The following is an 18,148-nucleotide window of genomic DNA, read 5'->3' on the forward strand; positions in this document are numbered from 1 at the left end:
GTCGGCAGTGATTGAGTTCTCTCAATCACTAGTGTCGCATCGAGGCGTCGGCCCGGCAATGGTTCGACCCGAAGTGATTGACTTCTCCCAATCGTTGACTAGCGTGGACGGCATGAACGCGGAGCAGTCCGAACCGGGAGCGACAGCGGACCCACCGCAGCACCCCGCCCGCAACCCAGATGACCCGACGGCGCGGGTCGCCCACGCGATCGAGCGCCGTGACGCCACCGACGCCGAGGCGAAGGCGCTCGCCTCGAGCGTGCGCATCCGCATCCTCCGGCTCTGCCTCGACGAGGAGCTGAGCAACCGGGAGATCGCCGCGGCTCTCGACCTCAATCCCGCGACCGCGCTTCATCATGTGCGGATGCTCGTCGACACCGGATTCCTCGAAGCGCAGGAACCCCGTCGAGGTCGACGCGGCGCTCGGGAGATCCCCTACCGGGCGACCGGCAGGAGCTGGTTCATCGACGCCGGTGACATCACCGACCCGATGATCGAGGCCTTCGCCGCCGAGTTCTCCGCGGCCCCCTACCCGGAACGGTCGATGAGCCGGATGGCGGCGATGCTCACCCCCGCCGAGGTCGTCGAGTTCCAACAGCGACTCGAGGACCTGCTCGAGGACTTCCGGTCCCGGCGATCACAGGACGGTGCCCGGCAGTGGGCGCTCTTCGTCGCCATGCATCCCAGCGCCGGCACCGATGAAGGAGCCTCATGACCGCCAAGCAGCTCGACCTGGATTCCCTGCCCGCCGAGGTGGTCGACCTCCTCGAGGCGGTCATGCGCGGTGAGACAGTCGCCGTCGTCCGCGGCGGAGAGGAGCTCGGAACGCTGGGCTTCACCTCGGCGGTGATCGAGGGCGATATCGTCGCGAGCTCCCGCTTCGGTCAGCCGACGGTCGACGTGCCCGAGGGGGTCACGGTCGTCGTCACGGCGATGGCGCTGTCCACGGCAGCCCGGCGCCGCCTCGGCGAGGCATTCGGGGAGGACTACATGGTCCTCGACTTGGGCGACGCCCCCGAGGACGCCGACATCCTCCTCACCCATCCGATCAGCCTGCAGCTCCTCGGTGCGCTGCGGGAGCGGTTTCCCCGCGCCGAGGTGGTCGTCACGGAGATCGACGACGAGGAGGCCGGCGTCTCCTACCTCGGGCCGGTCAGCCGCCTTCTCGACGCCGGCGCGAGTGCCTACCTGCCGCCGCGTCCTCTGCCCGCCATCGCCTCGGCGGTCGACGCCCATGTCCGCACAGTCCGCGGTCGAGACCTCGACGGTAGGGCACACACACGGTTGACTTCGCGCTCGAAGCGATGACCGACCAGGCGGAGAACCGGGCTCGAGCACGGTGAACCGACGCCAGCACGGTCCGCGCACCCTGCTCAAGTCGGACAACCGTGCCGAACAGCTGAGCGTGCCTCGGGCACCTTGCTGAGGTCGGAAGACCGTGCGGATGCGAGACCCGGCTCAAGCCACGCCGAGACCTCCGGATTTGCGGGGATCGGGCCGGGAATCACCTTAGGATGAGGAGCATGGCGACCAGAACGACTTCCCCCGCTTCTGGTACCGGAAAGCGCTCTGCCTCCAAGGCGAAGGGCGGTTCCGGACAAGCGGGGACCGAAGACCCCGGGACAAACGTTGTCACCGGTGCGTGGAGGGGAGTGGCCCACATGGCCGGAAACCGTGCGCGAAAGATCCTCAGTGACGAACCCACCGACTCTCCGACGAAGCGCGACGGCACCGCCTTCTTCCTCGTCGGACTCTCGATCGTCGTCGCCGCCTTCGAATGGTGGAACATCCCCGGCGCGATCAGCGACATGGTCCGCAACGTCGTCGAAGGCACCTTCGGCCGCGTCGCGCTCGCCCTGCCGGTGATCTTCCTCGGCTACGCGATCCGCCTCTTCCTCCGCGGCGATGACAACCGCGGCAACAACCGCATCCTCATCGGCATCGTCCTCCTCCTGCTCTCCTCCGCCGGACTCGCCCACATCGCGGCCGGCAACCCGAGCTTCGTCAACTCGCGTGAGGCGATGGCCAACGGCGGCGGTGCCCTCGGCTTCGTCATCTCCTCCCCGCTCGTGACCGCGACGACCGTCTACGTCGCCGTCCCGCTGCTCGTCCTCCTCGGTCTCTTCTCCGTCCTCGTCATCACCGCGACCCCGGTGCGGTCGATCCCGACCCGCCTGACCGCGCTCTACCAGCGGCTGACCGGCGGTGCCCGCCCGACCCCGAACGACGCCGAGGCGGACGAGAATCCGACCGACCTCGTCGCCGAGAACTCCCACACCTCGAGCCTCAAACCCGTCATGGGCGCCAAGCGCCGCAGCCGGAAGAAGAAGACCGAGATCCCCGAGCTCGACCCGCCGGCCGACGACGACCTCGCCGACAAGGCCTACGACAAGGCCTACATCCACGAGAACGAGGTCTCCGACGAGGAGGCCCCCACCACCGTCTTCGAACCCGAACCGCAGTTCAAGCCCGGTGAGCGCCGCCCGACGAAGGCCGAACGCGAAGCCTCAGCGCTGAAGAAGGCCATCGGCATGTCCGATGACGCCCCGACCACCGCGCACTCAGCGGCCGCCTCGGCGCCGGTGCCGACGACGAATACCCCGGCACCCCCGCCGACCGAGCAGCTGCCCGAACGCGTCGAACAGCTCACCCTCGCAGGCGATGTCACCTACACCCTGCCGAACTCCGACTACCTCGTCCCCGGACCGCCCGCGAAGGAGCGCTCGGAGGCCAACGACCGCGTCGTCGAGGCCCTGCGCGACGTCCTCGAGCAGTTCAAGATCGACGCCCAGGTCACCGGGTTCTCCCGCGGCCCCACGGTCACCCGCTACGAGGTCGAACTCGGGGCCGGCACGAAGGTCGAGAAGGTCACCGCGCTGTCGAAGAACATCGCCTACGCCGTGGCCAGCGCCGACGTCCGCATCCTCTCGCCGATCCCCGGCAAGAAGGCCATCGGCATCGAGATCCCCAACTCCGACCGTGAGAACGTCGCCCTCGGCGACGTGCTGCGTTCGAAGGCCGCCCGCAAGACCGACCATCCGATGGTCATGGGCGTGGGCAAGGACGTCGAAGGCGGATTCGTCGTCGCCGACCTCTCGAAGATGCCCCACCTGCTCGTCGCCGGTGCCACCGGTGCCGGTAAGTCGAGCTTCGTCAACTCGATGATCACCTCGATCATGATGCGCGCCACCCCCGACGAGGTCCGCATGATCCTCGTCGACCCCAAGCGCGTGGAGCTGACGATCTACGAGGGCATCCCGCACCTCATCACCCCGATCATCACGAACCCGAAGAAGGCCGCCGAGGCGCTCGAATGGGTCGTGCGCGAGATGGACGCCCGCTACGATGACCTCGCGAACTTCGGGTTCAAGCACATCAAGGAGTTCAACAAGGCCGTCCGCGAGGGCCGGGTCCAGGTGCCCGCCGGGTCCGAGCGCGTCCTCCAGCCGTACCCGTACCTCCTCGTCGTCGTCGACGAGCTCGCCGACCTCATGATGGTCGCCCCCCGCGACGTCGAGGCCTCGATTCAGCGCATCACGCAGCTCGCGCGCGCCGCCGGCATCCACCTCGTGCTCGCCACCCAGCGTCCCAGCGTCGACGTCGTCACCGGCCTCATCAAGGCCAACGTGCCCTCGCGGCTGGCGTTCGCGACGTCGTCGCTCGCCGACTCCCGCGTCGTCCTCGACCAGCCGGGTGCCGAAAAGCTCATCGGCCAGGGTGACGCCCTGTTCCTGCCGATGGGTGCCGCGAAGCCGATGCGCGTCCAGGGTGCGTGGGTGAATGAGTCCGAGATCGAGAAGGTCGTCGAACACGTCAAGGGCCAGCTCACCCCGAACTACCGCGAAGACGTCGCCGTCGAGGCGCCGAAGAAGCAGATCGACGAGGAGATCGGCGACGATCTCGAGCTCCTCCTCCAGGCCGCGGAACAGGTCGTCACCACGCAGTTCGGGTCGACGTCGATGCTCCAGCGCAAGCTGCGCGTGGGCTTCGCGAAGGCCGGCCGCCTCATGGATCTCATGGAGTCCCGCGGCATCGTCGGACCCTCCGAGGGTTCGAAGGCCCGCGACGTCCTCGTCCGCCCCGAGGATCTTCCGGCGACCCTGGCCGTCATCAAGGGGGAAACCCCGCCCGCCGAGGCGGCCAACCCGTCCGCGGGTGCCTCGGCTGCCGATGACTTCGCCGAGGACTTCGACGACGACTACGGCACGTCCGGTGCCGATTACGGCACCTCCGATGGATCCGGGGCGACCGCCTCGGCGAGGGAGGACCGCTACGGAAACGGCGTCGGCCATGCCGAGGACCTGCAGGTCGGCGACATCGACCCGGAGACGGGACTCGAGGTCGTCGAAGCCTCCGGCGAGGACGCCTGGCAGCTCACCGGCCGCTGAGGACCCGGGCCGCCTCAGGCGGTCGGCATAACGATTGCGGAGTCGATCGCCCACGACGGGCGGTCGGCTCCGTCTCGTTGTCAGTCGTCTCCGATAGGGTTGAGGTGTGAACGAACGAGCTGAGACCCCACCCCAGGCCGCACCGAGCAACTGGAACGTCCCCAACGCCCTGACGGTCGTGCGGATCCTGCTCGTTCCCGTCTTCCTCGTCCTGCTGCTGGGCGACGGGGGGCAGAACATGACGACACGGTGGTGGGCGCTCGCGGTATTCCTGCTCGCGATGCTCACCGACAAGATCGACGGCGACCTCGCCCGCAAGTACAACCTGGTGACGAACTTCGGCAAGATCGCCGACCCCATCGCCGACAAGTCGCTCATGGCCGCAGCGCTCATCGGGCTTGCGATCGTCGGGGAGCTGCCGTGGTGGGTGCCCGTCATCATCCTCGTGCGCGAACTCGGCATCACGGTGCTGCGGTTCTTCATGATCCGCATCGCCGTCATGCCCGCCTCCCGCGGCGGCAAGATCAAGACGGTGCTCCAGACCGTGGCGATCGGCCTGTTGCTTTTGTGGAAGCCGCTCGCGTACCTCGTCCCGGGTCCGGTCGCCGTCGTCCTCCTCGTCATCGCGTGGCTCGTGCTCGTCGCGGCGATCATCGTCACGATCGTCACCGGCATCGACTACTGCATTCAGGCCGCGAAGCTCGCGGGTGCGGCGCATGCCGGGGAAGGGACTGCCGGGGTACCTGGCGAGGGCGCCTTGGGGAACACACCCGACTCGCCGACCGATGACTCCGGGGAGGCTCGGCCCGACCATGACAGGTGACCTGCTCGGCACCTGCCGGGCGATCATCGCCACGTGCGCTGAGCTGGGACTCTCGGTCGCCTCGGCGGAATCACTGACCGCCGGACGTTTCATCGCAACCCTCGTCGACGTCCCCGGCGCCTCCGCCGTCGTCCGCGGCGGACTCGTCACCTACGCCACCGACCTCAAAGCGACACTGGCCGGCGTCGACGCCGACCGCCTCGAGGAGACCGGGCCCGTCGACCCCGTCGTCGCGGCCGAGATGGCCGTCGGTGCGGCCCGGGCCTGCGTGGCCGACATCGGGGTCTCGTGCACCGGCGTCGCCGGACCCGACCCGCAGGACGGCAAGGAGGTCGGTCTCGTCTACACCGCCGTCGCCTTCGGCTCGCGCGCCCAGGTCCTCGAACACCGCTTCACAGGGGATCGGGAGGCGATCCGGGCCCGCACGGTCGAGACCATGGTTGAGCGCCTCGGCGAGTTCACGACGAAACTCGCCTTCGGGCCGCCCGCGGAATAAGATCACCGTCTCAGGGGTTGTCTCATCAAGATGACATATGCACTGAAATGCCACCGTGCCGGTTTCTCCGAAAGGACTGGCAAAACTCCGATCTCACCCGCCCAGGTTGGCGCGTCCGCGCGGCCGGGCTGTAAAGTTGAATCCACGTTCGCGCGAACAAAGGGAGGGACGCACAATGCTACTGAGAGTTGAAATCGGCGATGCCCTGCGTTCCGCTCGCCGCCGTCAGGGGCGGACGCTGCGCGATGTCTCCACCGGTGCCAGCGTCTCGCTCGGCTACCTCAGCGAGATCGAACGCGGACAGAAGGAAGCCTCCTCGGAGCTGCTGTCCTCGATCTGCGAAGCCCTCGACCTGCCGGTCTCGGCCCTGCTCTCCGAAGTGTCCGACCGATTCGCCCTCGCCGAGGGCGTGGAGATTCCGGACACCATCCCGCAGGAGCTCTCGGACAAGATCCTCGGGCACCCCGGCGCGTACCCGTCGCCACGGCTGGCCGCCAAGCCGTAATGCGCCACACCCTCTACTGGACCCTCATGAACGAGGAGTTCGGTGAGGCGCGTGCGGCCTCACTCCACACCGACCTCACCCTGAGCACACTCGGCTCCATCACCGCCGACGAGGCGTTCCGCCGCGGCATCGAACCCCGCGACATCTGGACCGCCGTGTGCGATTCGATGGGCGTGCCCGAGTCGCGCCGACTCGGCAAGGAGAAGGCCCGGTCGACGCCGTTCTGACGGGCGGGGACGCTCCGGCGGGCTTGTTCCCGCGGAGCGGTTCCAGCGGCGTCGCCGGACGATTCGCACAGATCTTCGTCCGACACGCCGCCGCATATCGAACACATGTTCCCATATGGGCTATGCTGGTGAGCGAATCACGGGACCTGTGACCACGAGTGGCGCACTGTCCACAGGCGAGAAGCGTTCTCTGTCCTCATGTCAGTGCCGTCTTCTAGCCTTGGTCTCACAGGAAACGACACCTTAGGAGAGGTCATGGCGCGAACACCCAAGAACCTGCAGATCCCCACCGGCGGCGACAAGTCGAAGGCCCTCGACGCGGCCCTCGGACAGATCGACCGCAACTACGGCAAGGGCGCGATCATGCGCCTCGGCGAAGGCGTGCGGGAGCCGATCGAATCGATCCCGACCGGCTCGGTCGCCCTCGACATCGCGCTCGGCATCGGCGGTCTTCCCCGCGGCCGCGTCGTCGAGATCTACGGCCCGGAGTCCTCGGGTAAGACGACCGTGGCCCTCCACGCCGTCGCGAACGCCCAGAAGGCCGGCGGCATCGCCGCGTTCATCGACGCGGAGCACGCCCTCGACCCCGAATACGCGAAGAAGCTCGGCGTCGACACCGACCAGCTCCTCGTCTCCCAGCCGGACACCGGTGAGCAGGCGCTCGAGATCGCCGATATGCTCATCCGCTCCGGTGCGCTCGACATCATCGTCATCGACTCCGTCGCAGCCCTCGTGCCCAAGGCCGAGATCGAAGGCGAGATGGGCGACAGCCACGTCGGCCTCCAGGCCCGCCTCATGTCGCAGGCGCTGCGCAAGATCACCGGCGCGCTGGCCCAGTCGAAGACCACCGCGATCTTCATCAACCAGCTGCGTGAGAAGGTCGGCGTCTTCTTCGGCTCCCCGGAGACCACCTCGGGCGGCAAGGCCCTGAAGTTCTACGCCTCCGTGCGCATCGACGTCCGCCGCATCGAGACCCTCAAGGAGGGCCAGGACGCGATCGGCAACCGGACGCGGGCGAAGATCGTCAAGAACAAGGTCGCCCCGCCGTTCAAACAGGCCGAGTTCGACATCCTCTACGGCCACGGCATCTCCCGCGAAGGCAGCCTCATCGACATGGGCGTCGACAACGGGATCATCCGCAAGTCCGGTTCGTGGTTCACCTACGACGGCGACCAGCTGGGCCAGGGCAAGGAGAACGTCCGCAACTTCCTCCGCGACAACCCCGGCCTCGCCGAGGAGATCGAGCTGAAGATCAAGCACAAGATGGGTCTCATCAAGGTCGACGCGGACACGACCGAGGCCCCCGCGGAGGAGACCGACGACGTCGAGGTCTCGTGAGACCATGAGCGAGACCCCGAAGACGGCTGAGCAGCTCTCCGCGCTGCGCCAGGCCATGTCGGACCTCGAGGCCCGACAGGCCGCAGGCGGGACGGGGTACTTCGCGCGCCTCGACGAGGGTGGATCGGCTGCCGTCGCCGAGGCGGTGCCGGGGGATCCGGCGCGCGGCCTTCAACCGCCCGGCTCGGGCGCAGGAGAACCGACAGGCACGGTGCCGGACGAACCATTCTCGGACTCTCCGGAGCTCGCCGATGCGTACGCGAAGGCGAAGAAGACAGCGCTGAACATGCTCGCGATGCGCGATCACTCCTCGACCGAGCTGCGGGAGAAGCTGCTGCGCCGTGACTTCGAGCCCGCGGCCGTCGACCGGCTCATCGCCAAACTCCAACGGTCGAACCTTCTCGACGACGGCCAGTTCGCGCAGCGGTTCGCGAAGGCCCAACGGGAGAGCAGGAAGCTCTCCCGGTCGGCCCTGCGCCGCCAGCTCGTGAAGAAGGGCATCGACGAGGAGACCATCGCCGGAGTCGTCGCCGAGGTCGACGGGGAAGAGGACCTCGCCCGTGAGGTCGCCGAGAAGAAGGCCCGCTCGACCCGCGGTCTCGACCATGAGGTCCGCGAACGGCGGATCCTCGGCATGCTCGCCCGGCGCGGGTTCTCCTCGACGATCTGCCTCAAGGTCACCCGCGAGGTCCTCGCCGAGGGGTGATGGTCCGCCGACAGGTGGGCCCCGCCCGCGAAACATCACCCGGCGGGTGGAGCCGCGGCTCCGGCAGCGCGGGCATCGGGATCGGGGGAGCCGCTAGAATGGTGGGGCCATGACTGAACTCATCGACTCTCCGCACTCCGCGGATCAGCACCCCCGCAGCTACGAGGTCAAGACCTACGGCTGCCAGATGAACGTGCACGACTCCGAACGCCTCTCCGGTCTCCTCGACGACGCCGGCTACGTTCCCGCGGACACGCAGTCCCAAGCCGACGTCGTCGTCTTCAACACCTGCGCGGTGCGGGAGAACGCCGACAACCGGCTCTACGGCAACCTCGGACGACTCGCCAAGGTCAAGGAGCAGCACCCCGGACTCCAGATCGCCGTGGGCGGATGCATGGCGCAGAAGGACCGCGACACGATCGTCAGAAAAGCCCCCTGGGTCGACGTCGTCTTCGGCACCCACAACATGGGATCCCTGCCCGCGCTCCTCGAACGCGCCCGGCACAACGACGAAGCCCAGGTCGAGATCCTCGAGAGCCTCGACGTCTTCCCCTCCACCCTGCCCAGCCGCCGCGAATCCCAGCACTCCGGGTGGGTGTCGATCTCCGTGGGATGCAACAACACGTGCACGTTCTGCATCGTGCCGAGTCTGCGCGGCAAGGAGAAGGACCGCCGACCCGGTGACATCCTCGCCGAGGTCGAAGCCCTCGTCGCCGACGGCGTCGTCGAAGTCACCCTACTCGGCCAGAACGTCAACTCCTACGGCGCCGAATTCCGCGACAAAGGTGCCTTCGCCAAGCTCCTGCGTGCCGTCGGCAACGTCGAGGGCATCGAACGCGTCCGCTTCACCAGCCCCCACCCTGCCGCGTTCTCCGACGACGTCATCGATGCGATGGCCGAGACGCCCACCGTCATGCCGCAGCTGCACATGCCGCTGCAGTCCGGCTCCGACCGGATCCTCAAGGCGATGCGCCGGTCGTACCGGACGAGCCGCTTCATGCGCATCCTCGACACCGTGCGCGAGCGCATCCCCCACGCCGCGATCACCACGGACATCATCGTCGGTTTCCCCGGTGAGACCGAAGAGGACTTCCAAGGCACCATGGATATCGTCCGCCGCGCCCGCTTCTCCCAGGCCTTCACCTTCCAGTACTCCATCCGCCCCGGCACCCCGGCTGCGACGATGCCCGACCAGCTGCCCAAGGACGTCGTCCAGGAGCGCTTCGAACGCCTCATCGCCCTCCAGGACGAGATCGCGTGGGAGGAGAACCAGGCTCTCATCGGCAGCGAAGTCGAAGTTCTCGTCACCGGCCTGCCCAACGCCGACTCTCCGCGGCTGAGCGGCCGGGGCGCCGACAATCGCCTCGTCCACGTCGGACTGCCCGAAGGCGCGAGTCTGCCTCGGCCAGGCGACTTCGTCACCGCCACCGTCACCGACGCCAAACCGTACTTCCTCCTCGCCGACACCGGGTTCGGTCTCCGACCTTCCCGCGCCGGCGACGCCTACGACCGCGCGCAGGCCGAATCCTGCGGCACCCCGAGCCCCAGCGGTGGCAGCGGCGGTACCACGGTCCTCGGCATGCCGACTATCCGCCCCCGCAGCTGAGATGGGTCGACTCGCACTCATTCCTGCCGCCCCTGTTCTCCTTCCCGACGTCGACGCCTCGGAAGCGGCGTCCGCCGTGCGGGTGAGGACCGCGGTCACCGATCTGCTCTCCACCGCAGACCGGTGGGCTCTGCCCGTCTCTGCGCTGCCTGCCGTCCTCGGACTCGGAGGTTTCGGCATCGACCGCGGGCTAGACACCCGCACAGGGAAACGCCTCGACGGTGACGACTGGGTCGAGACCGTCAGCGGACTCACCAAGGATGACCGCGACATCTGCACCACCGCGCATCCCGGCCTCGGAGTCGCAGCTCTCCACACCCAGGCGGCCGAAGCAGCCATCGGACCGCTTGGGTCGAGCGATTCGGTTCTCGTCCCCATCGACCTCTCCGCAGCCGCCTCGGCGAATGCGCCCCTCGCACCGGTGCCAGGGGCAGGCGACTTCGATTCGGCGTTCATGGCCGCTGTGCGGACCGGCGACCTCAACGGCCTCCGTGACGCGGTCAGCCGGGCAGGTGCGGTCCACGCGGACCTCGAGCTGCTCGGCGCCGCCCTCGACCACCTCGGCGAGGAGCCCCACACCGGAGGAACCACGGTCCTCATCGATGAGACCATCCACGAGGTGCGCACGGTGTGCGCCGTGATCGGGACCTGAGATGAGCACTCCCGCATCGGCGCGCGGCACAACAGGCTCGGTGAGCGACACCGAGGCGTCGCAGCCCACCACCCAGGCTGCGGACACGATCCCACCGATCATCACCGTCGTCGGCGCGACCGCCACGGGCAAGTCCGATCTCGCGCTCGACCTGGCCGACCACCTCGGCGGGGAGATCGTCAACACGGATGCGATGCAGTTCTACCGGGGCATGGACATCGGCACGGCGAAGCTGCCTCCTGCTCAGCGCCGCGGGATCGACCACCACCTCATCGACATCCTCGACGTCACCGACGAAGCGAACGTCCAGACCTTCCAAGAGCAGGCGCGCACTGCGATCGCCGAGATCCGCGCCCGCGGGCACCGTCCCATCCTCGTCGGCGGCTCCGGCCTCTACGCGCGCGCCGCGACCGACCGCCTCGACTTCCCCGGCACCGACGCGACGGTGCGCTCACGCCTCGAAGGCGAGGTCGACGCCGACCGGTGGGCAGCCCACGCGAGACTGGCAGACCTCGACCCGGTCGCTGCGGAGAAGATCACCGTCAACGACGTCCGCCGGATCGTCCGCGCCCTCGAGGTCATCGAGCTCACCGGCCGACCCTTCACCGCGTCCCTGCCCGAATACACGGAGATCGAACCGACGATCCACATCGGCCTCGCCCTCGACCGGCACGCCCTGCACGACCGCATCGCCCGCCGGGTCGACCTCATGTGGGAGGCCGGGTGGGTCGACGAGGTCCGCACCCTCCTCGACCGCGGACTCGCGAGCGGGAAGACCGCCTCCCGGGCCATCGGCTACGCCCAGATCCAGGACTACCTCGCAGGCACCATCGACGCCGATGCCGCCCGCGAATCGACGACCGTGCGCACCCGCCAGTTCGCCCGCCGCCAGGACACGTGGTTCCGCCGCGACCCGCGCATCACCTGGATCGACTCCGGCGTCACCGATGCCGGGGCCCGGCTCAAGGCAGCACAGTCGATCGTTAGACTGGAATCATGAATACCCCGTTCGCCGCCCTCGCAGGCACCCGCTTCCACAAGGGCCACGGCACCGAGAACGACTTCGTGCTCCTCGAGGACGACGGCGGCGACCTCACCCTCCACCCCGAGACGGTGGCTCTCCTCGCCGACCGGCGCACCGGCCTCGGCGGCGACGGCGTCATCCGCATCGTCCGCTCCGCCGACTCCGGGATCCCCGGCGCCGACGCGCAGGCCGCCGACGGCGCGGAATGGTTCATGGACTACTACAACCACGACGGCAGCCTCTCGGAGATGTGCGGCAACGGGGTGCGCGTCTTCGCCCACACCCTCGTCGCCACCGGCCGCGTCCCTGCCGATGCCGCTGAGATCAAGGTCGGCACCCGCGACGGGATCAAGACCGTCCGCACGACCCTCAACCCCGCCCTCGGCGAAGTCGATACCGCCACCGAGGCGGCCGCGACGACCCCGGGCGGACCCGAGGACGCGTGGTACACCGTCGACATGGGCTCCTGGTCGCTCGACGAGCGCGCCGAGGTCCTCGTCACCACCGCCGGCATCGACGTCGCCCGCCCGGGCCTGTCGGTGGAGACGGGCAATCCGCACACCGTCGTCGCCCTCGCCGAGGCGGCCGAACTCGCCGCCGCCGACCTCCGTGACGCTCCCGTCCTCGAGCCCGTGCCCCCGCACGGATCCAACGTCGAGTTCATCGTCATGGAACCCGCCCGCAGCGACATCGCCGGGGGAGAGGGCGCGCTGCGGATGCGCGTGTCCGAACGCGGGGTGGGGGAGACCCGATCGTGCGGTACGGGTGCGTGCGCGGCGGCGATCGCCGCCCACCACTGGGCGGGACCGACCTCACCGTTGCAGTGGCGCGTCGACGTCCCCGGCGGACGCCTGCGCATCGGCATCACCCCGGATCAGACCGGTGATCGGGGAACGGTCACCCTCGCCGGCCCCGCCGTGCTCGTCGCCGAGGGCACGCTCGACTGAACGACCGCCTCGGCGGGAGACCACGAGGGTCGTGAGCTCAGGCGTCCCTGTGGATGGTGAGGATGCGGAAGCCCTTCGATGAGGCGGTGCGCTCGGCGGTGAAGCCGTCTCCGAGCATTCCCCGCATCCAGGTCAGCAGCGAATCCGCACCGAGGTTCTTCGACACGACGAGATCGGCGCGACCGCCCGGCGCCAGGCGCGGCAGCCACGTCTCCAGCAGTTCGTGGAGGGCGTCCTTGCCGATGCGGATCGGCGGGTTCGAGCGGATCGTCGTGAAGCTGAGATCCTCGGGCACCTCTTCGGCGGTAACGGGACGGATCGAGGTGAGGCCGAGTCGGGCGGCATTGGCCGCGGTCGACTCCAAGGACCGGGAGTTGACGTCGAGGGCCCAGATGCGGACGTCCACCTCGGCGTCGGCGGCCTGGAATGCCGACTCGAGCGCGATGGGACCCCACCCGCACCCGAGGTCGAGGAGGTCGCCGGGGGCGGGATCGGGCAGATGCCTGAGCAGGACCGCGGTGCCGGGGTCGAGGCGGGTGGGGGAGAAGGTCCCGCTCATCGTCTCCACCGTCACGGTGCGACCGGCCAGGTCGAGCGTGAGCTCACGCCGCTTCGCCTCGCTCGATGGGCTCTCAGTGAAATAGTGCTCGGACACGTCTCCAGTCTAGGCGGCTGTGGGAGAATATATGGACGCACCGCAGCGTTGTACTTCTCAGGCGTCGTCCAACGGCCGGCGCCCGCACACGAAGAGTCTGCACACGAACAAAGGAATGAATGACCTCCACTGACAAAGAGCGTCGAGACGCCATGCTCGACCGTGTCCTCGCCCGAGGTGCCCAGGCGCTGAGCCCCAAGCAGGCCTCCGCCGACGAAGAATCGCAGTTCGACCTCGCCGAGCGCGCCGCCCTGCGCCGTGTCGCCGGCCTCTCGACCGAACTCGAAGACGTCACCGAGGTCGAATACCGTCAGATCCGGCTCGAGCGAGTCGTCCTCGCCGGACTGTGGAACACCACCCTCGACGAGGCGGAGAACTCCATCCGCGAACTCGCCGCCCTCGCCGAGACCGCCGGCTCCGAAGTCCTCGACGCGATCGTCCAGCGCCGGGACAAGCCGGACCCCGGCACCTACCTGGGCCGCGGCAAGGCCGCCGAACTCAAAGAGATCGTCGAAGCCGTCGGCGCCGACACCGTGATCATCGACTCCGAACTCGCCCCCAGCCAGCGGCGCGGGCTCGAGGACGTCATCAAGGTCAAGGTCGTCGACCGGGTCGCGCTCATCCTCGACATCTTCGCCCAGCACGCGAAGTCCCGCGAAGGCAAGGCGCAGGTCGAACTCGCCCAGCTCGAATACCTCCTGCCGCGTCTGCGCGGTTGGGGCGAGTCGCTGTCCCGCCAGGCCGGCGGCCGTGTCGCCGGCGGTGCAGGCATCGGCTCCCGCGGTCCCGGTGAGACGAAGATCGAACTCGACCGTCGCCGCATCCGCACCCGGATGGCGAAGCTGCGCCGCCAGATCGCCGGCATGGCTCCCGCCCGTGACACGAAGCGGAAGAACCGCTCCCGCAACCACATCCCCTCGGTCGCGATCGTCGGGTACACGAACGCGGGCAAGTCGTCCCTGCTCAACCGGCTCACCGACGCCGAGGTGATGGTCCAGAACGCGCTGTTCGCGACCCTCGACCCCACGGTGCGCCAGTCGCGGACCGCTGACGGGATCACGTTCACCTACACCGACACCGTCGGCTTCGTCCGGAACCTGCCCCACCAGCTCGTCGAAGCGTTCCGGTCGACCCTTGAGGAGGCAGCGGACTCCGATCTGCTCCTCCACGTCGTCGACGCCTCACACCCGGATCCGCAGGGGCAGATCCATGCGGTGCGGCAGGTGCTCGGCGACGTCGACACCGGTGACATCCCCGAACTCCTCGTCTTCAACAAGGTCGACCTCGCCGATGAGAACGTCGTCACGGCCCTGCGCGCGGAGTACCCGGGCGCCCGCTTCGTCTCCGCGGCGACGGGGGAGGGCATCGCCGAGCTCGTCGAGACGATCGAGGAGAAGCTGCCCTCGCCGAACATCGAGGTCTCCGTGCTCATCCCCTATGAGCGGGGCGACCTGGTGTCGAAGATCTATGCCCTCGGCACAGTCGACCATGAGGAGCACGGCGTCGGCGGCACCGGCATGCACGCGAAGGTGCCGGCTGAGCTCGCCGCCGAACTCGAGGAGTTCCGCCGGCCCGACATGGTCATCGGCGAGTGAGCACGGTCGGCGACCTGCTCTCTGCGGCCGTCGGCGCCATCGGCGGGTCGACCCGTGAGGGGCAGACCGAGATGGCGCAGGCGGTCGCCTCGTCGCTCGACAACGGCATCCACCTCCTCGTCCAGGCGGGCACCGGCACCGGCAAGTCGCTGGCCTACCTCGTGCCCGCCGCGGAGTATGCGAGCCGCACGGGCGGGAAGGTCATCGTGTCCACGGCGACGCTCGCCCTGCAGACGCAGATCATCCACCGGGACCTCCCGCGTCTGTTCAAATCCGTCAAACGGTCTCTCGATCCGCTGCCGAGGGCCGCGCTGCTCAAGGGACGCCGGAACTATGTGTGCAAGCACAAGCTCGCCGGCGGCTATCCGGACGAGGACGAGGGGATGCTCTTCGACCTCGGCGCGGATGCCGCGGCCGGGCGCAAACCTGCGGACCGGTCGGGACTCGGCGAGGAGATCCAGCGGATCCGCACGTGGGAGAAGACGACGGAGACCGGTGACCGCGACGACCTGATCCCCGGGGTCAGCGACAAGGCGTGGGCGCAGGTCTCGGTCAACGCCTTCGACTGTCTGGGCTCGAACTGTCCGCTGTTCACCGAATGCTTCGCCGAGCAGGCCCGCAACGCCGCCGCCGAGGCGGACATCGTCGTGACCAACCATGCCCTGCTCGCGATCGACGCGTTCGGGGAGAACTCCGTGCTGCCCGAACACGACGTCATCATCATCGACGAGGCGCACGAACTCAAGGACCGGGTGACGAGCGCCCTGTCGGGCCAGATCAACACGGGCATGCTCTCGGCCGCGACCTCCGCGGTGCGCAAGCACACGACCGTCGAGGACGGGGTCGTCGCACTGCTCGACACCGCTTCGGCGGCCTTCGACCGCGCTGTCTCAGGCACCACCGAAGGGCTCATGCTCTCGCTGAGCGAACCCCTGGGGCTGGCGCTCACGCAGATCCGCGACTCCGCCCGCCAGATCATCAACGACATCGGCGGCCGCAGCGAGGACGCCGACGCCGGACGACAGATGGCGAAGGCCCGGTGCCAGGAGATCTTCGACCTCGCCGAACGCTTCTGCGACCCCGGCAAGAACGACGTCATCTGGCTCAGCCGGTCGTCGTTCCGGGAGAGGGAGACGGTCAACCTCGTCGTCGCCCCGCTCAGCGTGGCCGGCACCATGCGCCACGGCATCTTCGAGGAGTCGACGGTCGTCGCCACCTCGGCGACCCTGTCCTTGGGCGGGAACTTCGATGCCGTGGCCGCCTCGCTCGGGCTCGTCGGTCCAGATGCGCCGAGGTGGGACGGCCTCGACGTCGGCTCGCCGTTCGACTACGGCAAGCAGGGCATCGTCTACGTCGCCGCGCACCTGCCGAAACCCGGGCGCAGCGGACTGAGCGAGGAGGCGCTGGCCGAACTCGAAGCGCTCGTCACCGCCTCCAAGGGCGGTGCGCTGGGACTCTTCTCCTCGCGGGCGGCGGCGAATGCCGCGGCCGAGCACCTGCGCGGCATCGTCGACCTGCCGATCCTGCTGCAGGGCGATGACGGTCTGCCGTCGCTGGTCTCCCGGTTCGCCGCCGACGACGGGGCGTGCTTGTTCGGGACGATGTCGCTGTGGCAGGGCGTCGACGTGCCCGGGCGGACGAACCGACTCGTCATCATCGACCGGATACCCTTCCCCCGGCCCGACGACCCGCTCATGCAGGCTCGTGCCCGGGACGCCGACCGGCGTGGGGTCAACGGCTTCATGGCGGTGAGCGCGACCCATGCCGCGCTCCGGCTCGCCCAGGGCGCCGGGCGCCTCATTCGTTCGACCGGGGACAGAGGCGTCGTCGCGGTCCTCGACTCGCGTCTGCGTTCGGCCCGGTACGCCGGGTACCTCGTCAACTCGATGCCGCGGATGTGGCCGACGACGGATTCGGCGCTCGTGCGCACGGCCCTGGGGCGCCTGGCCGCGACGAAGGAGGACGACCCCGCGAAGGGATGACGGCGCGTCCTACGTCGAGCCCTACTTCGCACCCGCAGCCCCATTTCGCACGCGCAGCGTCATTTCCTCCGTCCGGCTCCGCACAACGTCGGCGCAGCGCGATAAACCACCCGTGCACAGGTGGTGTGTGGAGTTGAAGGTGGTGGATGGGCTGGGCGGCCTCCGCAGAGGGCAAACCGCGCTCGTCGCAAGCCCCGCTAGTCGCATGCCGCGCTCGTCACAAGCCGGCGCACACGCCTCGGAAATGCCGAATGCCCCCGACCACCATCGGTCGGGGGCATTCGTGTGTACAGTCGACCACCTCGGCGAGGACCTGCGCTCAAACGGCAATGCCCTCAAACGCCGCTGGACCTCAGAGGCGGCGGATGACGGCGACGACGAGACCCATGATCTGGGCATAGGTGCCGTCGATCGGGTCGTAGTCCTTGTTCTGCGGCAGCAGCCACTGCCGCCCGGCCTTGCGCTTGAGCGTCTTCACCGTCGCCTCGCCGTCGAGGAGGGCGGCGACGATCTGACCGTTGTCGGCGGTGTGCTGCTTGCGAACGACGACCCAGTCGTCGTGGCAGATCGCGGCTTCGATCATCGAGTCCCCGACGACCTTGAGCAGGAACATCTCACCTGAGCCGACGACCTGCGTGGGCAGGGAGAAGACGTCGTCGATCTCTTGCTCGGCGAGGATCGGCCCGCCGGCGGCGATGCGCCCGACGACGGGGACCTGGACGGTGTTGTTCGCCAGCTCCTCGTACTTCGCGCGCTCGGCCTCCTCCTCTTCGAACGGGTTGACGACCTCGATCGCCCGCGGACGCTTCGGGTCGCGGCGGACGTAGCCGAGCCGTTCGAGCTGGGAGAGCTGATGCGCCACGCTTGAGAGCGACGCGAGCCCGGCTGCCTCACCGATCTCACGCATGCTCGGCGGATAGCCGTTGGTCACCACGGCGCGCTCGATCGTCTCGAGCACGAGCCGCTGCCTGGGGGAGAGCCGGAAGTCCCCGGCCCCGGTCGGACCGTCGGGGATCTCGACCTCGTCCTCATCGCTGCGGGCCGCGGCGATCTCGCTGGCAACATCCTCGTTGCGCGGCCGTCCTCTGCCTCGTTTGCTCTGCACCATTGCTCTCTCCCCTTCGTTCTAATCCCGCCGTTTCCCACCGGTCGAACCGCCTCGAGAGATCTCGTGTCAGTGCCGCCTGGGATGGTTGTTCGAGAC

Annotated in this window: 17 protein-coding genes; 15 read left to right on the top strand and 2 right to left on the bottom strand. The window is 68.6% G+C overall.

What is annotated here, in order from left to right:
• Nucleotides 1–112: 112 nt before the first annotated feature.
• From AACX88_RS14115 to dapF, 13 genes are all read left to right on the top strand, one after another.
• Nucleotides 113–715 (top strand): ArsR/SmtB family transcription factor, encoded by a 603-nt coding sequence (locus AACX88_RS14115; protein WP_339393558.1) that lies wholly within the window; start codon nt 113–115, stop codon nt 713–715.
• Nucleotides 712–1,308 (top strand): hypothetical protein, encoded by a 597-nt coding sequence (locus AACX88_RS14120; protein ID WP_339393559.1) that lies wholly within the window; start codon nt 712–714, stop codon nt 1,306–1,308. Before AACX88_RS14115 ends, AACX88_RS14120 begins: the two co-directional genes overlap by 4 nt.
• A 353-nt stretch (nt 1,309–1,661) precedes the next feature.
• Nucleotides 1,662–4,388: a DNA translocase FtsK gene (locus tag AACX88_RS14125; protein ID WP_259864076.1), complete on the top strand. Its 2,727-nt coding sequence runs from the start codon at nt 1,662–1,664 to the stop codon at nt 4,386–4,388.
• 106 nt (nt 4,389–4,494) lie between these two features.
• Entirely contained in the window at nt 4,495–5,211 is a 717-nt protein-coding gene (gene pgsA, locus AACX88_RS14130) for a CDP-diacylglycerol--glycerol-3-phosphate 3-phosphatidyltransferase (protein ID WP_339393561.1), read from the top strand.
• Nucleotides 5,201–5,707: a CinA family protein gene (locus AACX88_RS14135; protein WP_339393562.1), complete on the top strand. Its 507-nt coding sequence runs from the start codon at nt 5,201–5,203 to the stop codon at nt 5,705–5,707. Before pgsA ends, AACX88_RS14135 begins: the two co-directional genes overlap by 11 nt.
• Before the next feature lie 136 nt (nt 5,708–5,843).
• On the top strand, nt 5,844–6,212 hold the full coding sequence (locus AACX88_RS14140) for a helix-turn-helix domain-containing protein (protein ID WP_422614446.1): 369 nt from the start codon (nt 5,844–5,846) through the stop codon (nt 6,210–6,212).
• Nucleotides 6,212–6,439 carry a DUF3046 domain-containing protein gene (locus AACX88_RS14145; RefSeq protein WP_339393564.1) on the top strand — a complete coding sequence of 76 codons (228 nt, stop codon included), beginning with the start codon at nt 6,212–6,214 and terminating at the stop codon, nt 6,437–6,439. Before AACX88_RS14140 ends, AACX88_RS14145 begins: the two co-directional genes overlap by 1 nt.
• Before the next feature lie 255 nt (nt 6,440–6,694).
• The gene (gene recA / locus AACX88_RS14150) at nt 6,695–7,777 is read left to right on the top strand and encodes a recombinase RecA (RefSeq protein ID WP_339393565.1); all 1,083 of its coding nucleotides are present in this window, start codon (nt 6,695–6,697) and stop codon (nt 7,775–7,777) included.
• 4 nt (nt 7,778–7,781) lie between these two features.
• A complete protein-coding gene (locus AACX88_RS14155) occupies nt 7,782–8,483 on the top strand; it encodes a regulatory protein RecX (RefSeq protein ID WP_339393566.1) in 702 nt (233 codons plus the stop codon).
• Nucleotides 8,484–8,592: 109 nt separating this feature from the next.
• A complete protein-coding gene (gene miaB, locus AACX88_RS14160) occupies nt 8,593–10,089 on the top strand; it encodes a tRNA (N6-isopentenyl adenosine(37)-C2)-methylthiotransferase MiaB (protein ID WP_339393568.1) in 1,497 nt (498 codons plus the stop codon).
• A 1-nt stretch (nt 10,090) separates the two neighbouring features.
• Nucleotides 10,091–10,741: a hypothetical protein gene (locus tag AACX88_RS14165; RefSeq protein WP_339393569.1), complete on the top strand. Its 651-nt coding sequence runs from the start codon at nt 10,091–10,093 to the stop codon at nt 10,739–10,741.
• Nucleotide 10,742: 1 nt separating this feature from the next.
• A complete protein-coding gene (gene miaA / locus AACX88_RS14170) occupies nt 10,743–11,741 on the top strand; it encodes a tRNA (adenosine(37)-N6)-dimethylallyltransferase MiaA (RefSeq protein WP_193338672.1) in 999 nt (332 codons plus the stop codon).
• The gene (gene dapF, locus AACX88_RS14175) at nt 11,738–12,712 is read left to right on the top strand and encodes a diaminopimelate epimerase (protein ID WP_193338673.1); all 975 of its coding nucleotides are present in this window, start codon (nt 11,738–11,740) and stop codon (nt 12,710–12,712) included. The genes miaA and dapF overlap by 4 nt, the downstream gene beginning before the upstream one ends.
• Before the next feature lie 37 nt (nt 12,713–12,749).
• On the opposite strand, the gene AACX88_RS14180 is transcribed toward dapF, so the two are convergent.
• The gene (locus tag AACX88_RS14180; RefSeq protein ID WP_193338674.1) at nt 12,750–13,367 is read right to left on the bottom strand and encodes a class I SAM-dependent methyltransferase; all 618 of its coding nucleotides are present in this window, start codon (nt 13,365–13,367) and stop codon (nt 12,750–12,752) included.
• Nucleotides 13,368–13,486: 119 nt separating this feature from the next.
• Between AACX88_RS14180 and hflX the strand changes: the two genes are divergently transcribed.
• Nucleotides 13,487–14,962 carry a GTPase HflX gene (gene hflX / locus AACX88_RS14185; protein ID WP_227007249.1) on the top strand — a complete coding sequence of 492 codons (1,476 nt, stop codon included), beginning with the start codon at nt 13,487–13,489 and terminating at the stop codon, nt 14,960–14,962.
• On the top strand, nt 14,959–16,944 hold the full coding sequence (locus AACX88_RS14190) for an ATP-dependent DNA helicase (RefSeq protein WP_339393570.1): 1,986 nt from the start codon (nt 14,959–14,961) through the stop codon (nt 16,942–16,944). The genes hflX and AACX88_RS14190 overlap by 4 nt, the downstream gene beginning before the upstream one ends.
• 352 nt (nt 16,945–17,296) lie before the next feature.
• On the opposite strand, the gene lexA is transcribed toward AACX88_RS14190, so the two are convergent.
• Nucleotides 17,297–18,052 (bottom strand): transcriptional repressor LexA, encoded by a 756-nt coding sequence (gene lexA, locus AACX88_RS14195; protein WP_193338677.1) that lies wholly within the window; start codon nt 18,050–18,052, stop codon nt 17,297–17,299.
• Nucleotides 18,053–18,148: the final 96 nt, after the last annotated feature.

It is taken from the genome of Brevibacterium metallidurans (assembly GCF_037101285.1).
GTDB classification, from domain to species: Bacteria; Actinomycetota; Actinomycetes; order Actinomycetales; family Brevibacteriaceae; genus Brevibacterium; species Brevibacterium metallidurans.